The sequence below is a fragment of the Saccharopolyspora gloriosae genome, from assembly GCF_022828475.1.
Taxonomy (GTDB): Bacteria; Actinomycetota; Actinomycetes; order Mycobacteriales; family Pseudonocardiaceae; genus Saccharopolyspora_C; species Saccharopolyspora_C gloriosae_A.
Genome location: NZ_CP059557.1, coordinates 3,361,149 through 3,381,466, shown reverse-complemented (window position 1 = coordinate 3,381,466; position 20,318 = coordinate 3,361,149). Strand labels below are relative to the sequence as shown.

The window sequence follows — 20,318 nt, the reverse complement described above, 5'->3', positions numbered from 1 at the left end:
GAGATCCGTTGTCGCACGATGGAAACGCCACGAACGACGTGCCCATTTCCCGGAAGGCCGCTTACCGCGCCGCGGGGTGGTGGCGACCAGAGCTGCTGGACGACCTCGTCTTGAGCGGACACCAGCGGTCCGCGCCCGCGCTCACGGAGGGATCGCGCTCGGTCTCACGAGGCGAGCTCGCCGACACCGCGACGGCTTGTGCGTCGGGGCTGCGGCGCCTCGGCGTCGGCGCCGGCGACACGGCGATCGTCCAGCTGCCCAACGAAATCGGGATGCTGGTGCTGGTGCTGGGACTGCTGCGGGTCGGCGCCCTGCCGGTGCTGACATTGCCAGCGCTGCGCGAGCACGAACTCGACCCGGTGCTGGCGGCGTTGCGACCCACGATCATGGCGGTGCCGCGTCGGCAACGCCGGTTCGATCACCTGGCCATGGCGCGCGGGCTTCGGCAACGACACGCCTGCGTGCGCAACCTGGTGGTCTCGGGCGGTGGCGACCTGCCGGACGAAGTGGACCTCGAAGCCCTCTGGGCCGAGCCTGCCCGGTCCCCCGCCACCCGGCGTCGCTCACCCTCGGATGTGGCGCTGCATCTGCTCTCCAGCGGCACGACCGGTGCGCCCAAGCCCATTCCACGAACGCACGAGGCGTTCGGCCACGTGATCCGACACGCCGCTGAAGTGTCCTGTTTGGACGAGAGCTCCGTGTACCTGGCAGCGCTTCCCGCCACCCACAGCTTCGCCTTCGGGCATCCCGGGGTGCTCGGCACGCTCGCGAGCGGAGGCCGGGTGGTCCTCGCCGGCCCCGACGATCCCGCGGCGGCTCTGCGGCTCGTGGCGACCGAGGGGGTGACGCACTGCGCCCTGGCCCCCGCGGTGCTGCTGCGCTGGCTGCAGGCCGCGGAACGCGATGAGTACGACACCTCGAGCCTTCGCGTCCTCCAGGTCGGCGGGTCGCGCTTGTCCGAAACCACCGCCGAGCGCGCGCACGCACTCCTGGGCGGCCGAGTGCAGCAGGTCTACGGGATGAGCGAGGGCCTGTTGAACTTCACCCGGCTCGACGACCCCGCAGAGATGATCGTCGGCACGCAGGGCAGGCCTTCCTCACCCGCCGACGAAACGCTGGTCGTGGACGAGCGCGGCGAATCGGTGCCGACCGGTGAAACGGGCGAACTGCTCGCACGCGGCCCGGGGGTGATCGCCGGATACCACGCGGGCGCGTCTGCGGCGTCCTTCACCGCTGATGGTTTCTACCGCACGGGAGACCTGGTGAAGATGGATCCAGCGGGCAACTTCATCGTGATGGGCCGCGTCAAAGACGTCATCAACCGCGGTGGCGAGAAGATCCCGGCCGACGAGCTCGAAGCGCTGGTAGTCCGGCACCCGAGCATCCGTTCCGCCGCCGCGGTCGCCATGCCGCACGCCGTGCTCGGCGAGGCGGTGTGCCTCTACGCCGTATCCGCGACCGATGACGGCGGCGTCGATCTGCGTGCCTTGCGCATGTTCCTGGAGCAGCACGGCCTGGCGCGGTTCAAGCTGCCGGAACGGCTCGTCGAGATCGACGCGCTTCCGCTCACGGGCGTCGGAAAGGTGGACAAGGTGGCCCTGCGAGCCGACATCGCGGACCGGCTTGCGCAAGAAGAGCTTTCCCCCAAGCGGCAAACCACCCCTTCCCCGTGAAACCGCATCCGTACCCGCTGCGATCCGCCGAGCCGAGCGGGCATCCCCGTGGTGATGTGGCGATCTCGGACTCGCACCCACCGGCGAAACGCGCGACGAACGAGCCTGGATCCCCAGACGGTACGCCCTACGCCGGACAGCACGGCGGCGGGTACCGGCACGGAGTCGCCGACGCACCGCCGCCATCGAGAGGACCTGACGTGCATCCCTTATCCGTGTGTGTCTTCTGCAGTGCGTCCACCAGCATCCCCCGCACCTACCAAGACCTCGCGGCCGAGACGGGGCGGGGCATCGCGGAACGCGGTTGGACGCTCGTGACCGGTGGCGAAGCCGTTTCCATGATGGGCGCTGTCGCCGACGCGGCGCGTGCGGCAGGGGGCCGCACGGTCGGTGTCGTGCCGGAAGCATTGCTGCACGAGGCCGATCGTGACGCCGGGGAACTGGTGGTGCTGCCGTCGGTGAGTCAGCGGAAAGCCACGATGATCACGCGGTCGGACGCGTTGCTCGCTCTTCCCGGAGGCGTGGGCACCTGCGATGAGATCTTCGAGTCGTGGACGACGCGAATGCTCGTCCCGCACTCGAAACCGCTTGTGCTGCTCGATCACGAGGGGCACTTCGGGGAACTCGTGTCCTGGACGGATCGGATGCACCGAACCGGGTTCATCAGCCACGAATGGCGCAGCGCGCTGCGGGTCGCCACCACCGTGGCCGAGGCGCTGGACATGTGCGAGGCCGAAGCCCCGGTGACGACCTGACTCGGGCATCGCGCCGCATTCGCCGAGGTTCGCCGACGGCGCGGCGGACATGCCGCACGCGATTCTCCCCGGCGGCATCGGCGGGGTCTGCTAACTTGATCACGTGATTCTCGACGTCAAAGCCGATGTCCTCTCGCCCAACCCAGGCATGCGCATCGTCGCCACCGCGGTCCGCGGGATCGATAACACCACCGACAATCCCGAAATCGACGCATTGCTGGCCGCGAGCTGGCAAGACATGGGCGCCCAGCTGAATTCGGTCGGATCCGCCCAGCAGCATCCGTTCGTGGCCCCGTGGCGGGATGCGCTGCGCAATCTGGGAATCAACGGAAAGAAGTACCCCTGCGCCATCGAATCCATGGTGCGCCGCGCCTTCAAGAGCCCCGAGCCGCTCCGCCTGAACCCGCTGACCGACTTCATTCATTCCCTGTCGTTGCGGCACGTCGTCCCGCTCGGCGCCTTCGACGCCGATGACATCGGCGGAGGTGAGCTCGAACTTCGCCGCACCCGGGAAGACGACCTGTTCCAGCCTCTTGATGCCCCGGAAGCGGTTCCCGTCGAACCGAATGAGGTCGCCTACGCGTGGCGAAACCAAATCCTCACCCGCCACTTCGTCTGGCGGCAAGCCGCGCAAGCGCTCATTCGGCGGGAAACCACCAATGCCATCATCGTCGTCGAACTCCTCGACCAGGTCGATGAGACCGCCACGAAGTCGTTCATCACCGAGCTGCACTCCGGCTTGGAGAAGTTCTTCGGACCTGCGTCATTCCCGCAGGTGCTCGACTCGGACGACTCCCGCGCGGTCTTGACCTGATCTCCCCTCAGAACTCGCGAAACCCGCACGCCCGGCCATCGCGTTCTCCCGACGACCGGTGACGGGAGAAGATCGGCGAGCGCGACCCGTGCTCCACGCACGGCCGTCGTCCTGCGCGGCGGTCGTCCCACGCGGACGCCTCGCACGCGCACGGCACGACCGGTCGGCCCGCCGGGTTCTCGGCGGGCCGGTGCGCAGCCGCTCTACTCGATCGCCATCTTGAGACCCAGCCCCAGCAGGACGCCGGCCGTCGCCCGGTCCATCCAGCGACGCACCTTCGGTCGAATGAGAACGGATCGCGCATGGTCGGCCACCCACACCAGGCTCGGCAGCCAAATCAGGTAGATGGACAGGTGGATCGCCACGAGCAGTCCGCCCCACAGAGCGGAGTTCGAGTTCATGGGGATGAACTGCGGCAACAGGCTCATGTAGAACACGCCCACTTTGGGATTGAGCAAGTTCGTGACGAGGCCCGAACGCAGCGCCGAGCGGCGGGTGATCGCGTCGTTTCCAGCTGACCAATCCTGCTCCGAGCCATTTCCCGCCCTATTGCGCAGCAACGACTTCCAGAGCGCGGACCCGCCCAACCAAATCAGGTACACGGCACCGGCGATGCGCACCACGTTGTAGGCGACTTCGGATGCCGTAATCAAGGCGGTCAGGCCGACGACGCTCGCCGAACCCCAAACCAGGCATCCCAAGGTAATCCCGACGGCCGAAGCCAAACCGTTCCAACGCCCCCCGAGGAGTGCCTGTCTGAGGACGAGCATCGTGTCCAACCCCGGCGTGATAACTCCCAGAATCGCCACCAGCACAAAACCGGACAGCGCCGCGCTGGTCATCACCGACCACCCCGCTGCGAGCCGCTGAAGGTCCGCGAACACTTGAAGTCGCCACGGCGACGTACTCGTTTCATTCATCCCCCAGGATCAACTTCACGAACAGACGGACATGAGTGTAGCTCTTCGCGTTCATCGTGGTGGCGCTTTGACGCAGGTCCCGCAACCTGGAGTGCCGATCGAGATTCGCCTCGCGCCGCCGGCCGAAACTGATCCGCCCCAGTGCGCGATCCGGTGATTCGACAGCGTGAAGCGACTGCGCCGGCCGAAATGGGTCGCCGTGACGACCGACGCCGATGCGGCGCAAAAGCCATGAGCGATGGGACGTCACACCGGGCGGTACCCGGCCGCATCCGGTCGACCGGGGCGAGGTCCGCGCCCAGCTCACGCGGTCGTTCGCTTGACCGGCGGACCCCCAGGGCACTAGCGTTCGCTCTCAGCACACCTGTTCACTATGCGCACGATCGGAGCGGATCGGTGGCACGCATCCTGACGCTGAGCGAGGCGATCGCCGAGTTGGTCGCCGACGGCGACGCGATCGCACTCGAAGGCTTCACACACCTCATCCCGGTCGCGGCCGGACGCGAGATCATCCGCCAGGGCAAGCGGGAGCTCACGCTGTGCCGGATGACCCCGGACATCGTTTACGACCAGCTCATCGGCGCCGGCTGCGCCCGCAAGCTGGTCTTCTCCTGGGGCGGCAACCCCGGCGTCGGCTCGTTGCACCGGTTCCGCGACGCGGTGCAGCACTCCTGGCCGCGCCCGCTGGAGATCGAGGAGCACAGCCACGCGGGCATGGCCAACCGCTACGCCGCCGGCGCCTCCGGGCTGCCGTTCGCGATCCTGCGCGGCTACACCGGCACCGACCTGCCCGCGCAGACGGACTCCATCAAGACGGTGACCTGCCCGTTCACCGGCGAGGAGCTGGCGGCGGTGCCCGCGCTGAACCCGGACGTCGGCATCGTGCACGCCCAGCAGGCCGACCGCGAAGGCAACGTGCAGATGTGGGGCATCACCGGCGTGCAGAAGGAGACGGTGCTCGCCTCGAAGCGATCGCTGGTGACCGTCGAGGAGATCGTCGACGAGCTCACGCCCCGGCCTGGATCGGTCGTGCTGCCCAACTGGGCCGTCACCGCCGTCGCCGAGGTCCCCGGCGGCGCGCACCCCTCGTACGCGCAGGGCTATTCGGAACGGGACAACGCCTACTACCAGAAGTGGGACGCCATCTCGCGGGACCGCGCGGAGTTCGAGTCCTGGCTGGACGGCGAAGGACTGGCCGAGAGGAGCGCGCGATGACCGAGACGTTCACCGCCGACGAGATGATGAGCGTCGCCGCCGCGCGCTCGCTGACCAACGGCTCCGCCTGCTTCGTCGGCATCGGGCTGCCCAGCACCGCCGCGAACCTCGCGCGGCGCACCCATGCCCCCGAGCTGGTACTGATCTACGAGTCGGGCACGCTCGGCGCCAAACCGGACCGGCTGCCGCTGTCCATCGGTGACGGCGTCCTGGCCGACACCGCGGACTCCGTCGTGAGCGTGCCGGAGATCTTCAACTACTGGCTGCAGCCCGGACGCATCGACTTCGGCTTCCTCGGCGGCGCGCAGATCGACAAGTTCGGCAACATCAACTCCACCGTCATCGGCGGGGACTACGCGGATCCGAAGGTGCGGCTGCCCGGCGCGGGCGGTGCCCCGGAGATCGCCGCGTCCTGTCGCGAAGTGCTGGTGGTGATGCGCCAGAGCACTCGCAGCTTCGTCGAATCGGTCGACTTCGTCAGTTCAGTCGGCTACGGGGCGGGCAAGGGCGACCGGGAGCGCCTCGGGCTGCGCGGGCGCGGCCCGGTGAAGGTGATCACCGACCTGGGCATCATGGAACCGGACCCGGAGACCTGCGAGCTGACGCTGACCCACCTCAGCCCCGGCGCGGACGTCGAGCAGGTGCGCGCCGCGACCGGCTGGGACCTCAAGGTGGTCGCCGAGCCCGCGGTGCAGGAGGCTCCGAGCGACACCGAGCTGCGCGTGCTGCGGGAGTTGAAGGCGACGATCGAAGGAGACAAGGCATGAGCAACGGCGCTTACGTCCTCGATTCGGTGCGCACCCCCATCGGCCGCTACGGCAAGGGCCTCGCGCCGGTGCGTCCCGATGACCTCGCCGCGCACGTCGTGCGCACCCTCGTGGAGCGCACGCCCGAGCTGGATCCCGCCCGCGTCGAGGACATCGCGTTCGGCAACGCCAACGGTGCCGGCGAGGAGAACCGCAATGTCGCGCGGATGGCCGCGCTGCTGGCGGGACTGCCGACGAGCGTCGCGGGCGCCACGGTCAACCGCCTGTGCGGTTCCGGGCTGGAGGCGGTGATCGGCGCGAGCCGGGCCGTGGAGACCGGTGACCAGCAGCTGACCATCGCCGGTGGCGTGGAGTCGATGAGCCGCGCCCCGTGGGTGCTGCAGAAGCCGGAGGGCGGGTTCCCGCGCGGGCACGAAACGCTGCACTCGACGACCCTGGGCTGGCGGATGACCAACCCGGAGATGCCGGAGCGCTGGACGATCGCGCTGGGCGCCTCCGCCGAACAGCTCGCCGACCGCTACGAGCTCACCCGCGACGAGCAGGACGAGTTCGCGGTGCGCAGCCACCGCCGCGCGGCCGAGGCGTGGGAAGCGGGCCTGTTCGACCGCGAGGTCTCCCCCGTTCCCGGAACCGAGCTGACCCGCGACGAGGGCATCCGGCCGGACAGCTCCGTGCAGGCGCTGTCGAAGCTCAAGCCCGCGTTTCGCGGCGACGGCACCGTCACCGCGGGCAACTCGTCCCCGCTCAACGACGGCGCCGCCGCGCTGCTCATCGGGTCGGAGGCGGTGGCCGGTGAGCTGGGCGTGACCCCGCTGGCCCGCATCGCGGGGCGCGGCGTGGCCGGAGTGGATCCGGACGTGTTCGGCATCGGGCCGGTGGAGGCCGCGAACACCGCGCTGCGCCGGGCCGGCATCGGCTGGGGCGATCTGACGGCGGTGGAACTCAACGAGGCGTTCGCCGCGCAGTCGCTGGCCTGCCTAGCCGAATGGCCGGACCTGGACCCGGAGATCGTGAACGTCCAGGGCGGTGCCATCGCCATCGGCCACCCGCTCGGAGCGTCCGGGGCGCGCATCCTGGGGTCCCTGGCGCACCAGCTGCGCCGAGCCGGTGGCGGCTGGGGTCTGGCCGCCATCTGCATCGGCGTCGGGCAGGGCCTGGCCGTGGTCCTGCACGCCTGAAGGAGGAGTCGACGATGACCACCGAGACCACCCCGCAGCGATCCGGCCTGCTGCTGCCGCACTACCGGCGCGACGACGCTTCGCACCCGCCGCTGGACTCGTCCGGGTACCGCTCGTCGGCGTTGCGCCACCCGAAGCGGCCGCTGCACCTGCTGCCGCAGTACCTCACCGAGGTCACCGGGCCGCTGCTCGGCAACGACCGGGTCTCCGAGACCGACCACGACCTGACCGTCGGCCACGACGGCGAACCGCTCGGCGAGCGGATCATCGTCAGCGGCCGGGTGCTCGATTCGGACGGCAAGCCTGTTCCGAACACGCTGATCGAGCTGTGGCAGGCGAATTCCGCGGGCCGCTACCGGCATGCGGGAGACCGGCACCCGGCTCCGCTGGACCCGAACTTCACCGGTGTCGGGCGGGCCATGAGCGACGATCAGGGCGAGTACCGGTTCGTCACGATCAAGCCCGGCGCGTACCCGTGGCGCAACCACGACAACGCGTGGCGGCCCGCGCATCTGCACTTCTCGCTGTTCGGCCAGGCGTTCACGCAGCGGCTGATCACTCAGATGTACTTCCCCGGAGACCCGCTGTTCCACCAGGACCCGATCTTCAACTCGGTGCGCGATCCGCAGGCCCGCGAGCGCATGATCAGCCGCTTCGACCTGGACAGCACGGTGCCCGAGTGGGCGTTGAGCTACAAGTTCGACATCGTGCTGCGCGGCGCCGCGGCCACTCCGTTCGAGGACGAAGAGGAGGACGACGACTGATGGCGGAATCCGCTGAGCTCACCACGCCGTCGCAGACGGTCGGCCCCTTCTACGCGTTGCCCGACGGTCTGTTGTGGACGGACGGCCCGGAGGTCGTCGCGGCGGGCACGCCGGGGGCGTTGACGGTGCGCGGCACGGTGTTCGACGGCAACGGCGACCCGGTGCCGGACGCGGTGATCGAGATCTGGCACGCCGACGAACGGGGCCGGTTCTCGCACCCCGCGGATCCGCGCGGCGAGTCCGCCGCGTTTGAGGGATTCGGGCGCTGCGGCACCGATCCGGAGGGCGGGTTCTGGTTCCGCACCGTCAAACCGGGTCCGCTGCCGACGCCGGACGGGCGCACCGAGGCGCCGCACCTGAACGTCACCGTGCTGGCCCGCGGGATGCTCAACCGCCTGGTCACCCGCGTGTACTTCCCCGATGAGGCCGACGCGAACGATGCCGACCCGGTTCTGTCCAGTGTGGACTTGGATCGCCGAGGAACGTTGGTGGCGCGGGCCGAACCGGATGGGGTGCGCTTCGACATCAGGTTGCAGGGCGATGCCGAGACCGTCTTCTTCGAGCTCTGAGGCCGGCTTGTTCACCCCGATGTTCACCACCCCGGACGCCGAGCGGCGCACCGGCCGCGCGGCCTGGGTGCAGGCGATGCTCGACTTCGAGGCCGCGCTGGCCCGGGCGCAGGCACGGGCCGGAGTGATCCCGGAGTCCGCCGCGAACGAGATCGCAGCGCACTGCAGGGCGGACGAGTTCGACGTGGACTCGATCTCGCACCGCGCGGTCTCCTCGGCCACACCGGTCATCGCGCTGGTCGGCGATCTCACCGAACTGCTCGACCCCGCCGCACGTCCCTACGTGCACCTCGGGGCGACCAGCCAGGACGTGCTGGACACGGCCGCGATGCTGCTCACCCGCCGCACCTTGCGGGGAGTGCTCGGTGATCTGCACGGCGCGGCGGACCGGTGCGCCCGGCTGGCCGAGGAGCACCGGGGCACGCTGATGATCGGGCGATCACTGCTGCAGCAGGCGTTGCCGACGACGTTCGGGCGCCGCTGCGCCACCTGGCTGACCGCGCTCACCGAGTCCACGACCGCACTGGAGCGGGTCGTGGCGCGGCGGCTCGCGGTGCAGTTCGGCGGCCCCGCCGGAACGTTGGGGTCGCTGGGCGATCAGGGCGTGGCGGTCCTCGAACACCTCGCCGCGGAACTCGGCCTCGCCGAGCCGGTGCTGCCGTGGCACACCGACCGCACCCGCATCGGCGAGCTGGCGGGGACGCTGGGCACCGTCGCGGGCGCGCTCGGCAAGATCGCGCTGGACGTGGAGCTGCACGCGCAGACCGAGGTCGGCGAACTCACCGAGGGCAGCTCCGGGGGTTCCTCGGCCATGCCGCACAAGCAGAATCCGGCCGGTTCGGTGCTGATCTCCGCCGCGACCCATCGGGTTCCGGGCCTGGTGGCCACGTTGCTCGCCGCGATGCCGCAGGCGCACGAGCGCGCGGCCGGGGCGTGGCAGGCGGAGTGGGAACCGCTGACGGAGCTGCTGCGGCTGGTCGCCGCGGCCGCCGCGGGCACCGAGCGGCTGCTGGCGGGCCTGCGGGTGAACACGGCACGAATGTCGTCCAATGTGGACCTCACCGGCGGTCTGGTGATGGCCGAGAGCGCATCCGCGACGCTGCAAGCGGAACTGAGCCGCACCGAGGCACAACGCCTCGTGAAGGAGCTCTGCGAGCGGGTCGCCGAACGCGGCGGCACGCTGCGCGAAGCGCTGCTCGCCGACGAACGGGTGCGCGCCGCACTGTCCGAGAACGAGATCATCGAGGCGACCGAGCCCGCCGACCACCTGGGCTCGGCGGGCGCGTTCATCGCTCGCGCGCTGGCACTGCACGAATCGGGAGGGAATCCGCAATGATCCCGCACTACGAATTCACCGGCCCGGAGGGCGCGGAGGTGGTCGTGCTGTCGAATTCGCTCGGCACCGACCTCGGCCTGTGGGACGCGCAGCTGTCCGCGTTGTCCGAGCGCTTCCGGGTGCTGCGCTACGACCAGCGCGGGCACGGCCGCACTCCGGGCACTCCCGGTCCGTACGCGCTGGCCGACCTCGGTGGCGACGTGCTCGAACTGCTCGACCACCTCGACGTCGAGCGGGCGCACTTCGCCGGGGTGTCGCTGGGCGGCATGACGGGGATGTGGCTGGCCGAGAACGCCCCGGACCGCCTCGACCGGCTCGCGCTGCTCTGCACCTCCGCCGAACTCACCCCGCGCGAGGCATGGCGCGAGCGCGCCGCGCTGGCCCGACGAGACGGTACGAAGTCCATGGTGGACGGTTCGCTGACCCGCTGGTTCACTCCCGCCCTGGCGTCCCGCGCGGACGTCGTGGCCAAGTTCGGCGACGCGCTCAGAGCCTGCGACGACGAGGGCTACGCGAGTTGCGCGGAGGCCATCGCCGACATGGACCTGGTCGACGGCCTGCCGCGGATCACCGCCCCGACGCTGGTCATCGCCGGTCGCGACGACCCGGCGACGCCCCCGCCGCACGCGGAACGCATCGGCGCGGGCGTGCCCGGTGCCCGGGTGGAGATCATCCCCGATGCCTCCCACCTGGCCAACGTCGAACGCGCCGAGTCCGTGAACCGCCTGCTGCTGCACCACTTCACGAGGAGCCTGTAGATGACCGACGACGCAACCCGCCGCGAACAGGGCATGGCGACGCGCCGGGACGTGCTCGGCGACGCGCACGTGGACCGCGCCGTGGCCGCCACGACGGAGTTCACCGCCGGGTTCCAGGACTTCATCACCCGCTACGCGTGGGGCGAGCTGTGGTCCGGGGACGGCGTGCCGCGCCCGACCCGCAGCTGCCTGACGCTGGCGATCCTCGCGGCGACCGGCTGCGAGGAGGAGTTCGCGATGCACGTGCGCGCCGCCCGCGGCAACGGCGTGTCGACCGACGAGATCCGCGAAGTCCTCATGCACGTGGCCATCTACGCCGGAGTACCGAAGGCGAACCGCGCCTTCGCACTCGCCCGCGACGTGTTGGCCGCCGAGGAATCCGGCTGAGTTGCACGGCCTCGGTGCAGCGGGAGCTCAGCGGAGACACCCGAGGGCCGGGACTGACCCCGAGGCGAACCGTCCGATATGGAACGGTGGTGGCGGCACGGGAACGCCCCGGCACGCCCGTTGAACGAGGAGAGCGATGGAACCGGCTTCGGAATCCGGCGGCTACGTGCAGTCGCTTGCGCGCGGTCTCGCGGTCATCCGCGCCTTCGACGAGTCCCGCCCGGAGATGACGCTCAGCGACGTCGCCCGCGCCACCGACCTGTCCCGCGCCGCGGCCCGCCGGTTCCTGCACACCCTGGTGCAGCTGGGTTACGTGTGGACCGACGGCCGGGTGTTCGCGCTGACGCCGCGAGTGCTGGAGCTCGGCTTCGCGTACCTGTCGAGCATGTCGCTGCCGGAGATCGCACAACCGCACCTGGAGCGGCTGGTCTCGCGGGTGCACGAGTCGGCGTCGGTCTCGGTGCTCGACGGCGACGACATCGTCTACATCGCCCGCGTGCCCACCAGCCGCATCATGACCGTCTCGATCAACATCGGCACCCGCTTCCCCGCCTACGCCACCTCGATGGGGCGGGTGCTGCTGGCCCACCTGCCCGCCGACCACCTCGACGAGTTCCTGGCGCGGGTGCGGCTCGACCCGCTCGGCCCGCACACCCTCGGCAACCCCGAGGAGTTGCGCGTCGAACTCGCCCGCATCCGCGAGCAGGGCTGGGCGCTGGTCGACCAGGAGTTGGAGGCGGGCCTGCGTTCCATCGCCGCCCCGATCCGAGACCGGTCCGATCAGGTGGTGGCGGCGGCGAACATCTCTTCGCACGCCAGCCGCACCACCGGCGAGCAGGCCCGGGAGAACCTGCTGCCCCCGCTGCTGGAAACGGCCGAGTCGATCCACGCCGATCTGCGGGTCACCCCGGGCACGACATCGGCCACGCAGTGATCACGAGCCGCTGAGGCTCCGGAACGTCGGCGGTTCGCACCGCTGCTGCGACCTGGGGTCAAAGGCCCCCGTTTCCGGGACACCCCGTGTCCTCACCTCTGTTCTTCCACGCCGGCCAAGCGCCCGAAGTGCGCGTTCGGTGCACCCGCGCTTCCCGCATCCGAGATACCGGTACGATACCGATATCAGCTTGCGGCCGGAGCGACGGGAGGGACGCCTTGGGTGAACAGCCCGTTTCCCGCGACGACTGCGACCCGTTGGACGCGATCGAGTTCCAGACCGCGGTGCTCGTGCGGAACCTGGAGATGCTGTGCCGTCGCGGGGACCTCTACCAGGAGGTCGACCGAGCCGGGTACCTGCTGCTGCGGACCCTGATCGCACGCGGCCCGTCGGACATCACCTGCCTCGCGTCCGCGCTCGGGCTCGACCCGTCGACCACCGGCAGGCAGGTGCTGGCGGCGCAGCGAGCCGGTTGCGTGACCCGCGCTCCCGGCGGCACCGACCGCCGCCGGTCGGTCGTGCACGTCACCGAGCAAGGCATCAACGCCGTCAACGCCGTGCACGCCCGCCGCAGAGCGGGCACCGCGGCCATGCTCGCCGACTGGAGCGAACAGGATCTGCGGACACTGTCCGACATGGTCACCCGCTACAACCAGGCCATCACCGGCGAATTCCTCGACACCGACCCGCCCGGAGGGGCTTCGTGACCACACCGCACGTCCCGCTCAACGTCCTCGACCTCGTGTCCGTCAGCGAGGGATCCACCATGGCCGACGCGATCGCCTCGTCCATGGCCGCGGCCGAACTCGCCGACGAACTCGGCTACGCGCGGGTCTGGTACGCCGAGCACCACAACACGCAGAACCTCGGCGCCACCGCCACCGCGCTGCTCATCGCCCAGGCCGCCGGCCGGACCGAGCGGATCCGCGTCGGCTCCGGCGGCATCATGCTGCCCAACCACGCGCCGCTGCAGGTCGCGGAGTCCTTCGGCACCCTCGCCCAGCTGCACCCCGGCCGCATCGACCTCGGACTGGGCCGCGCGCCGGGAACCGATCAGCTCACCGCGCAGCTGCTGAGCCGGTCCGGTTCCGACGCGCAGAGCTTCGCGAACTCCCTCTACGACCTCACCGGTTGGTTCGGCGACGAGGGCCGGGCGCACAGCGCGCCGGTCACGGCCGGACCGGCGACGGGCACGCACGTCCCGCTGTGGGTGCTCGGCTCGACGGTCAACGGCGCGTCCATCGCCGGGCAACTGGGCCTGCCGTTCGCGGTGGCCTCGCACTTCGCGCCCGCCGACCTCGACCAGATCCTCGAGGTGTACCGCTCGTCGTTCTCCACTGAAGCCCCCACCGCGCAGCTCACCGAGCCGCGCGTGATGGTCGGCGTCAACGTCGTCGTCGCCCCCACCGACGAGGAGGCCGTCCGGCTGTGGACCACCGCTCAACGCATGTTCTTGGACGTGCGCAGCGGAAACCGCCGGGGACTGCAACCGCCGACGGAACCCGGGGAAGTCGGCGGCGAGCACGAACGCCGGTTCGCCGACTCGATGCTGAGCATCAACGCGATCGGCTCCCCCGAGACCGCGGTGCGCGAGCTGGAGGCGCTGGTCGACCGCACCGGCGCCGACGAACTCATCACCGTCACCTACTGCCACGACCCGGCGGACCGGCTGCGCTCCTTGAAGCTGCTCGCGGGAGCGTGGTTCTGACCCACGCCCTGCCCGCCTGCCGAACCGAATGACATTTCTTGGGATATTCCACATTCCGGCAGTCATCAGCTGGTCACTCCAGCCCGATTCATTCGGCATATTCCGCGATCGTGGCGTGGATATGCACGGATGAATCGGGCACCGCACATCGGGAACCAAAATCGGTTCCAGCAATCGGGCGAAACCGCTTGACCGAACGCCGCAATCGCACCAGGCTGATCCGCTCACGAAGCGGAAGGGGTACGCGTGGATCCGGCTGCGCAAAGCCTGCACGAATTGCTGTTCGAACAATTGAGCGCCGATGACCGGCTGGCCGACCCGGCGAAAGAACTGATCCTCGCCGCCTTCGACGGCGACGATGCGCTATCGGCGGCACTCGACGGCACGAGCCCACCACGGCCGACGCAGCCCGCGGACGCATCGGACAGGACCGTGCCCGGGACATTCCTGCGCAGCATCACCGTCGAAGGATTCCGCGGCATAGCTGGAGAACAACGGCTCGACTTGAAACCCGGTGCCGGACTCACCGTCGTCACCGGACGGAACGGGTCGGGCAAATCCAGCTTCGCCGAAGCCGCCGAGATCACCCTCACCGGCGAAAACGAGCGGTGGCGCAACAAGACGACCGGGTGGTCGAGAGGTTTTCGGAACGTCCATCACAACGGCCCGGTCCGAGTCGGTGTCGAACTTCTCCGCGAGGGAAGCGACAAACCCATCGCGGTGCAGCGACAATGGCCGGAAGGCGCCGAACTCGATGGCTCCGTCGCATTCCTCCAACGGCACGGAGCGAAACGCGGCGCCTACGACGTGGGCGTGTGGTCCGACCTGCTCACGACGTACCGTCCCTTTCTCCCGTACAGCGAACTCGGCAAACTCATCACCGGTAAGCCGAGCGAACTGCACGACGCGCTGTACTCACTGCTCGGGCTGGACTCGTTCAGCCACACCATGCGCCGCATCGCGGATCGGGAGAAGACTCGGCGGGACGAACAGGCGCGGCTCACGGATGACCGCAAGCGCCTGCGCGCGGACTGCGCGGCAGCGGCCGACGACCGCGCGCGGCGGGCTGCCGAGCTGCTGGCCGCGACCCGCCCGGATCTGCAGGCACTCTCGGAACTCGCGCTCGGCGACGACACCGACGAGCACACGATCGGCGTGCTGCGCGGCCTCACCGCACTCGTGCTTCCGACCGAACAGCAGATGCGCGAGGCCGCTGATGGACTCGGGACCGCGAGTGCCCGAGCCGACAACGCCAGAACCGACGAGACGACGACGGCGAAGTCCGCGGCCGAACTGCTGCGGCACGGCATCGCTTTCCACGACGCCGTCGGCGACGCCCCGTGCCCGGTATGCCGTCAGGGGCGGCTCGACGCGAGCTGGCGGGAGGAGGCCGCCAGTGCCGCGGCGGAATTCGAGCGCAGTTCCCAACGACTGGCGACAGCAGAATCCGAGCTGCGGGAAGCGCAGCAGGCGGCGCGAGATCTCGTGACGCCGGTCCCCGCTGCCCTCGGCTCCGACGACTCGGTGCTGCCCACCCAAGACGTCCACGAGGCTTGGCAACGATGGTGGTCGGTGCGCGACATCAACGATCACGCCGACTTCGCGGCCGAACTGCTCGTCCGGCACCGCGAACTCGCGAAACGTCTCGACGCCCTGCGACTCCTCGCGGAGCAGGAATTGGCCCGGCGCAATGAGATTTGGGCGCCACTCGCGCGCAAGGTCGCGCACTGGCACGACCAAGCCCTGGCCGCACGACCCCACAGCGCGCAGCTGACGTCCCTGCAGGCGGCGAAGAAGTGGCTCACGAAAGCGGGCGATGACCTGCGGAACAAGCGACTGCAACCGTTCGCCCGGGAATCCCGGAGAATCTGGTCCCTCCTTCGCCAGCAGAGCAGCGTCGAGCTCGACGGATTGACCTTGGCGGGCAGCAAGACCACACGTCGCGTGCAGGTCAACGTCAGCGTCGACGGGGCCGACAGCGCCGCGCTCAGCGTGATGAGCCAGGGCGAGCTGCACGCGCTCGGCCTGTCGCTGTTCCTGCCCCGCGCGACCGCGCCGCAGAGCCCGTTCCGGTTCCTCGTCATCGACGATCCGGTGCAAGCCATGGATCCTGCCAAAGTGGACGGTCTGGCCAGGGTGCTGGCGGAAACCTCCGAGCACCGGCAAGTCGTGGTGTTCACCCACGACGATCGGCTCACCGAATCGCTGCGCCGGTTGCAACTGCCCGCGACGGTGCTCGAAGTGTGCCGCAGGGAACGGTCCGAGGTGAGCTTGCGCGAAGTCGCCGATCCCGTCGCCCGTTACCTTTCCGATGCGGACGCCCTGGTCAAGACCGTCGACATGCCCGTGGACGTACGGGGTGAACTCGTGGCCACGTTGTGCCGATCCGCGCTGGAAGCGGCGAGTCACGCCGCGGTGCGCGCGCGACGGCTGGCGCGGGGTGAGAGCCACGACAGCGTCGAGGCGCTGCTCGCCGCCGCCGAGACGACGCACAAGCGACTCACGCTCGCGGTGCTCGACGACCCGAACCGCACCAGTGAGCTGTTCGGCAGGCTGCGTCCTGCCGGGCCGAGAGCGATCGACACCGTCCAGGCATGCAAGCAAGGCGCGCACCTGCCGCCGAATCTCGACCTGCGGGCGCTCGTGCGCGAGACCGAAAAGCTCGCTCGGTGGGTGGTGGGGAGATGAGCGCCAGTGCGGTGCGGCTCCGGCACGCCGAACGGCTGCTCAACGGACGGCTCGAGGTCAGCGGCGTGTGGCCGCGTTGTTGCGCGTGGTTGTTGCGGCTGGCCCTGGAGAACGCGCTGCGCGAGTTGTGGGGGCAGCGACGTCCCGAACTGAGCGCCTGTTCCAGGCGCGCACAGTTGCTGGCGTTGCAGATGTTCACCGGGATGGACACGGCACGTGCGACCGCGGAGCTCTGGTATGCGCTGAGCCGGGTCGCGCACCACCACGACTACGACCTGTCGCCGACGGCGGCGGAACTCCGCGACTGGCACTACCGAGCCCGCGAAGTGTGCGCCGCTCTCAACCCCTGAGCCGACCGCAGGTCAGTCCAGCCGCAGGACATCGGCCAGGACCGTTCCCCTTCCGGGGCGAAGGGGCCGGGCTGTCGTCGACGACGAGGACGTCGCCGTCAGGAGGACGGCGATTCCCTCGGCGTGACCGTCACCTTCGTTGAAAGAGCACATCGCCTCCGCGGACCAGTTGCTCGCCGCGCACCACCTCGGGAGCATCGAGGCGGCCGATCACCCTCGCTTGGGCAGGATCGAGTCGTCGACGATGGCGCCCGGGTGCCGGATCACCGTGGCCGCGAGGTCCTGTGCCTGCCGGGCGGCCGCGACCGGTTCCGCACCGGTGAGCCTGCCCGCCAAGTACGCGGCGTCGAACGCGTCACCGGCGGCGGTGGAGTCCACGACGGCCTCCACCGGCACCGCGGGCAGCCGCACGACCCGGGTGCCGTCGAACACCACGCAGCCCTGCGCCCCGTCCTTCACCGCCACATCGGCCACCCCCGCCCCGCGCAGTCGATCCACAGTGGGCTCGGGGTCGGGGTCGGCGAACAGCGCCTGCTCGTCGGAGAACGTGGGCAGTCCGATCGCGGCCAGCTCCCACAGCTCCCGCACGTGCTCGGCGGCCTCCGCCGCGTCGCGCCAGCCCGCGGGACGGTAGTTGCTGTCGAACGCCACCCGGCCACCGCCGTCGCGGAACCGCACCAGCGCCGCCCCCAACCGCTTTCGCGCACGAGCAGTGAGGATCTGCAGGCTGATCGCCGACAGGTACACCACGTCGTAGCCGCCGAAATCGGGATCCTCGCCGGAATCCTCGTCGAACAGGCCGCGCGCCGCGGACTGCGAGCGGTAGTAGGTGAACGACCGCTCCCCGTGCTCATCGGTGCGCACCAGGTACAGACCGGGCTGTGCGGCGGGGACGCGCCGGATCCGGTCGGTGCCGAGGCCCTCCGCCCGCATCGCGGTCAGGATCCGGTCGCTGTAGTGATCGTCACCGAGCAGCGTCAAGTAGTCCACCTGGACCTGCTCCGGCGTGGTGACCCTCGACAGGTAGGTCGCGGTGTTGAACGTGTCCCCCGCGCATCCCAGGGACAGCTCGTCCGCTCCCCGATGGGTGAGCTCGATCATGCACTCGCCGATCGCCAATACCCGGATCACGCCCGGTCCTCCCTGTCGTACTCCCGCCCCGGCGGCCGCCGGGGCGGTCAACCCGATCCTCGCCCCGCGGCTCACCAGTCGTGCATCGAGCCGTCCCGCAGGCGGTTCACCGGCAGGTACTTCGGCTCGTACGGGTAGCGCGCGGCGGCCTCCTCGTCGAGCTCCACACCGAGCCCCGGCGCGTCGCCCGGGTGCATGTAGCCGTCCTGGAAGGTGTAGTTCGTCTTGAACACCTCGCTCGCCGGTTCCAAATGCCCCATGTACTCCTGGATTCCGAAGTTCGGCACCGTGATGTCCAGCTGCAGCGCCGCGGCGAACGAGATCGGTGACAGGTCCCCCGCGCCGTGCGAACCGGTCCGCACGCCGTGCAACGCGGCGAGGTCGAACACCTTGCGCAGGTGGGTGATCCCGCCGGTGTGCGACACGGAGGTGCGGATGTAGTCGATCAGACGCTCGCTGATCAGGTGCTGGCAGTCCCAGATGGAGTTGAACACCTCGCCGACCGCGACGGGCGTGGTGGTGTGCTGCCGGATCGTGCGGAACGCCTCCTGGTCCTCCGCCGGGGTGGGGTCCTCGATCCAGAACATCCGGTAGGGCTCCAGCGACTTGCCCAGCTGCGCCGCCTCCAGCGGGGTCAACCGGTGGTGCACGTCGTGCAGCAGGTGGAAGTCGTAGCCGAAGCGCTCCCGCACGGCCCGCATCAGCTCCGGCGCGAACTCCAGGTAGGCCGGGGTGTGCCAGATGTTGTCCGAGGGCATCGCGGCGTCGGCCGGTTCGTAGGTGGCGCCGGTGCCGGGGTGGTGCAGCCCGTAGGTGCTCTCCAGCCCGGGGATCGCGGCCTGCACGCGGATCGCCCGGTAACCGCGCTCCCGGTAGCCGGCGACGTCGTCGAGCAGCTCGTCCACGGTTTGACCGCTGGCGTGCCCGTAGATCATCACCCCGTCGCGGGCGGCGCCGCCGAGCAGCCGGTGCACCGGCAGGCCGGCCTCCTTGCCGAGGATGTCCCACAGCGCGCAGTCCACGGCGGCGATCGCGGTCATCGTGACGGGACCGCGCCGCCAGTACGCGCCGCGGTACAGGTATTGCCAGATGTCGTTGATGCGCCCCGAATCCCGGCCGATCAGCAGCGGGCACACGTGGTCGCGCAAGTACGAGGCGACCGCGAGCTCACGGCCGTTGAGCGTGGCGTCGCCGAGCCCGGTCACCCCGTCCTCGGTGGTGACCTTCAAGGTGACGTAGTTGCGGCCCGGACAGGTCACGATGACCTCGGCGGCGGTGATCCTCATGCTGACTCCTCGGACAGGACTGCGATCTTCAGGTGGTCACGTTCGGTGAGTGCGGTGCTGAGCGCCCGGTCGGCCTGCTCCAGCGGGAACCGCGCGGTCACCATCCGGGCCAGGTCGACCCGGCCCGAGCGCAGCAGCGACACGGCGGTCCGGAACGCTCCGGGGCCGTAGCGGAAGCAGCCGCGCACGTCGATCTCCCAGCGCTGCGCGGCCGCGAGCAGCTCGGCCGCGGCCGGGCGGGCGGCGGGAATGCCCATGAGCGCGACCGCGCCGCCCGGCACCAGCGCCTCGAGGTTCACCGCTTCCGGTGCCCCGGAGCACTCCAGCTGCCGGTCGAAGCTCGCCGCCGCGGGCCGGTCGGCGGTGGTGTCGAGGACTTCGTCGGCACCGGCGCCGTCGGCCGACGCGAGCCGTCGCGCGTCCACGTCGGTGAGCGCGATGCGGCTCGCCCCGGCCGCTCGCGCCGCCGCCACCGCCAGCTGTCCGATGGGTCCGGCCCCGGTGATCAGCACCGACGCCCCGCTGAACACGTCGGCACGGCGCACCGCCCAGCACGCCACCGCCAGCGGCTCCACCAGCGCGGACACCGCGGGGTCGATCTCGGAGGGCACCGGGTGCACCAGTTCCGCGTCCACCACCAAGGTGCCGCGGATCGTGCCGTGCACCGGCGGCGAACCGAAGCACCGCCCGGACGGGCACAGGTTGTACCGGCCCGCCGCACAGGTCGCGCAGCGGCGGCACGGCCGGGCCGGTTCGACGGCGACGGTCCTGCCGAGCAGCTCCGGGTCGGCGCCGTCACCGAGCTCGGTGACCACTCCGGACGCCTCGTGCCCGAGCACGGTCGGACTCCGCAGCACGTTGGACCCGTTGCGGCCCTCGGCGTAGTAGTGCAGGTCGCTGCCGCACAACCCGGTCGCGCGCACGGCGACCCGCACGGCACCAGGCCGCAACGGCTCCGGCCCCACCTCTTCGATCCGCAGATCGCGCGCCCCGTGCAGGACGGCAGCTCGTTCGCTCACCGACTGTTCCCTTCTCAATTCCCGTGCACCACAACGACTGGGCAGTCCTGATCTTCTGATCGGTGT

At 70.1% G+C, this 20,318-nt stretch carries 20 protein-coding genes; 16 read left to right on the top strand and 4 right to left on the bottom strand.

Features of this window, described 5'->3' with window-relative positions; all coding sequences use genetic code 11:
* Positions 1 to 8: 8 nt before the first annotated feature.
* The 3 genes from H2Q94_RS14445 to H2Q94_RS14435 all read left to right on the top strand — a co-directional run bounded on the left by H2Q94_RS14445 (position 9) and on the right by H2Q94_RS14435 (position 3,242).
* Complete coding sequence (locus H2Q94_RS14445; RefSeq protein WP_243795385.1) at positions 9 to 1,673, top strand: (2,3-dihydroxybenzoyl)adenylate synthase; 1,665 nt, start codon at positions 9 to 11, stop codon at positions 1,671 to 1,673.
* A 200-nt stretch (positions 1,674 to 1,873) separates the two neighbouring features.
* Positions 1,874 to 2,428: an LOG family protein gene (locus H2Q94_RS14440; protein ID WP_243795383.1), complete on the top strand. Its 555-nt coding sequence runs from the start codon at positions 1,874 to 1,876 to the stop codon at positions 2,426 to 2,428.
* A 103-nt stretch (positions 2,429 to 2,531) separates the two neighbouring features.
* Entirely contained in the window at positions 2,532 to 3,242 is a 711-nt protein-coding gene (locus H2Q94_RS14435) for a B3/B4 domain-containing protein (RefSeq protein ID WP_243795381.1), read from the top strand.
* Between the two features lie 203 nt (positions 3,243 to 3,445).
* Here H2Q94_RS14435 and H2Q94_RS14430 read toward each other — a convergent pair whose 3' ends face one another.
* Entirely contained in the window at positions 3,446 to 4,084 is a 639-nt protein-coding gene (locus tag H2Q94_RS14430) for a LysE family translocator (protein ID WP_243795380.1), read from the bottom strand.
* A gap of 474 nt (positions 4,085 to 4,558) precedes the next feature.
* On the opposite strand from H2Q94_RS14430, the gene H2Q94_RS14425 reads away from it, so the two are divergent.
* From H2Q94_RS14425 to H2Q94_RS14365, 13 genes are all read left to right on the top strand, one after another.
* Positions 4,559 to 5,377, top strand: coding sequence for a CoA transferase subunit A (locus H2Q94_RS14425; RefSeq protein ID WP_243795379.1), 819 nt, complete (start codon positions 4,559 to 4,561; stop codon positions 5,375 to 5,377).
* Complete coding sequence (locus H2Q94_RS14420) at positions 5,374 to 6,144, top strand: CoA-transferase subunit beta (protein WP_243795378.1); 771 nt, start codon at positions 5,374 to 5,376, stop codon at positions 6,142 to 6,144. Before H2Q94_RS14425 ends, H2Q94_RS14420 begins: the two co-directional genes overlap by 4 nt.
* The gene (locus tag H2Q94_RS14415; RefSeq protein WP_243795377.1) at positions 6,141 to 7,322 is read left to right on the top strand and encodes a thiolase family protein; all 1,182 of its coding nucleotides are present in this window, start codon (positions 6,141 to 6,143) and stop codon (positions 7,320 to 7,322) included. Before H2Q94_RS14420 ends, H2Q94_RS14415 begins: the two co-directional genes overlap by 4 nt.
* A gap of 14 nt (positions 7,323 to 7,336) precedes the next feature.
* Positions 7,337 to 8,086 (top strand): protocatechuate 3,4-dioxygenase subunit beta, encoded by a 750-nt coding sequence (gene pcaH / locus H2Q94_RS14410; protein WP_243795376.1) that lies wholly within the window; start codon positions 7,337 to 7,339, stop codon positions 8,084 to 8,086.
* Positions 8,086 to 8,655: a protocatechuate 3,4-dioxygenase subunit alpha gene (gene pcaG / locus H2Q94_RS14405; protein ID WP_243795375.1), complete on the top strand. Its 570-nt coding sequence runs from the start codon at positions 8,086 to 8,088 to the stop codon at positions 8,653 to 8,655. Before pcaH ends, pcaG begins: the two co-directional genes overlap by 1 nt.
* Before the next feature lie 19 nt (positions 8,656 to 8,674).
* Positions 8,675 to 9,991, top strand: a complete 1,317-nt coding sequence (pcaB, locus tag H2Q94_RS14400) for a 3-carboxy-cis,cis-muconate cycloisomerase (protein ID WP_243795373.1) — start codon at positions 8,675 to 8,677, stop codon at positions 9,989 to 9,991.
* Positions 9,988 to 10,749, top strand: a complete 762-nt coding sequence (pcaD, locus tag H2Q94_RS14395; protein WP_243795371.1) for a 3-oxoadipate enol-lactonase — start codon at positions 9,988 to 9,990, stop codon at positions 10,747 to 10,749. Before pcaB ends, pcaD begins: the two co-directional genes overlap by 4 nt.
* A complete protein-coding gene (pcaC, locus tag H2Q94_RS14390; protein ID WP_243795369.1) occupies positions 10,750 to 11,136 on the top strand; it encodes a 4-carboxymuconolactone decarboxylase in 387 nt (128 codons plus the stop codon). It begins immediately after the preceding gene.
* A 136-nt stretch (positions 11,137 to 11,272) separates the two neighbouring features.
* Positions 11,273 to 12,070 carry an IclR family transcriptional regulator gene (locus tag H2Q94_RS14385; protein ID WP_243795367.1) on the top strand — a complete coding sequence of 266 codons (798 nt, stop codon included), beginning with the start codon at positions 11,273 to 11,275 and terminating at the stop codon, positions 12,068 to 12,070.
* A gap of 218 nt (positions 12,071 to 12,288) precedes the next feature.
* Entirely contained in the window at positions 12,289 to 12,777 is a 489-nt protein-coding gene (locus H2Q94_RS14380; protein WP_243795365.1) for a MarR family winged helix-turn-helix transcriptional regulator, read from the top strand.
* Positions 12,774 to 13,778: an LLM class flavin-dependent oxidoreductase gene (locus H2Q94_RS14375; protein WP_243795364.1), complete on the top strand. Its 1,005-nt coding sequence runs from the start codon at positions 12,774 to 12,776 to the stop codon at positions 13,776 to 13,778. The genes H2Q94_RS14380 and H2Q94_RS14375 overlap by 4 nt, the downstream gene beginning before the upstream one ends.
* Before the next feature lie 246 nt (positions 13,779 to 14,024).
* A complete protein-coding gene (locus H2Q94_RS14370) occupies positions 14,025 to 16,466 on the top strand; it encodes an AAA family ATPase (RefSeq protein WP_243795362.1) in 2,442 nt (813 codons plus the stop codon).
* A complete protein-coding gene (locus H2Q94_RS14365) occupies positions 16,463 to 16,816 on the top strand; it encodes a hypothetical protein (protein WP_243795361.1) in 354 nt (117 codons plus the stop codon). The genes H2Q94_RS14370 and H2Q94_RS14365 overlap by 4 nt, the downstream gene beginning before the upstream one ends.
* A 210-nt stretch (positions 16,817 to 17,026) precedes the next feature.
* Here H2Q94_RS14365 and H2Q94_RS14360 read toward each other — a convergent pair whose 3' ends face one another.
* The 3 genes from H2Q94_RS14360 to H2Q94_RS14350 all read right to left on the bottom strand — a co-directional run bounded on the left by H2Q94_RS14360 (position 17,027) and on the right by H2Q94_RS14350 (position 20,252).
* Complete coding sequence (locus H2Q94_RS14360) at positions 17,027 to 17,947, bottom strand: sugar kinase (protein ID WP_243795360.1); 921 nt, start codon at positions 17,945 to 17,947, stop codon at positions 17,027 to 17,029.
* 71 nt (positions 17,948 to 18,018) lie between these two features.
* A complete protein-coding gene (manD, locus tag H2Q94_RS14355; RefSeq protein ID WP_243795359.1) occupies positions 18,019 to 19,233 on the bottom strand; it encodes a D-mannonate dehydratase ManD in 1,215 nt (404 codons plus the stop codon).
* Entirely contained in the window at positions 19,230 to 20,252 is a 1,023-nt protein-coding gene (locus H2Q94_RS14350; protein WP_243795358.1) for an alcohol dehydrogenase catalytic domain-containing protein, read from the bottom strand. Before H2Q94_RS14350 ends, manD begins: the two co-directional genes overlap by 4 nt.
* Between the last annotated feature and the right edge of the window lie 66 nt (positions 20,253 to 20,318).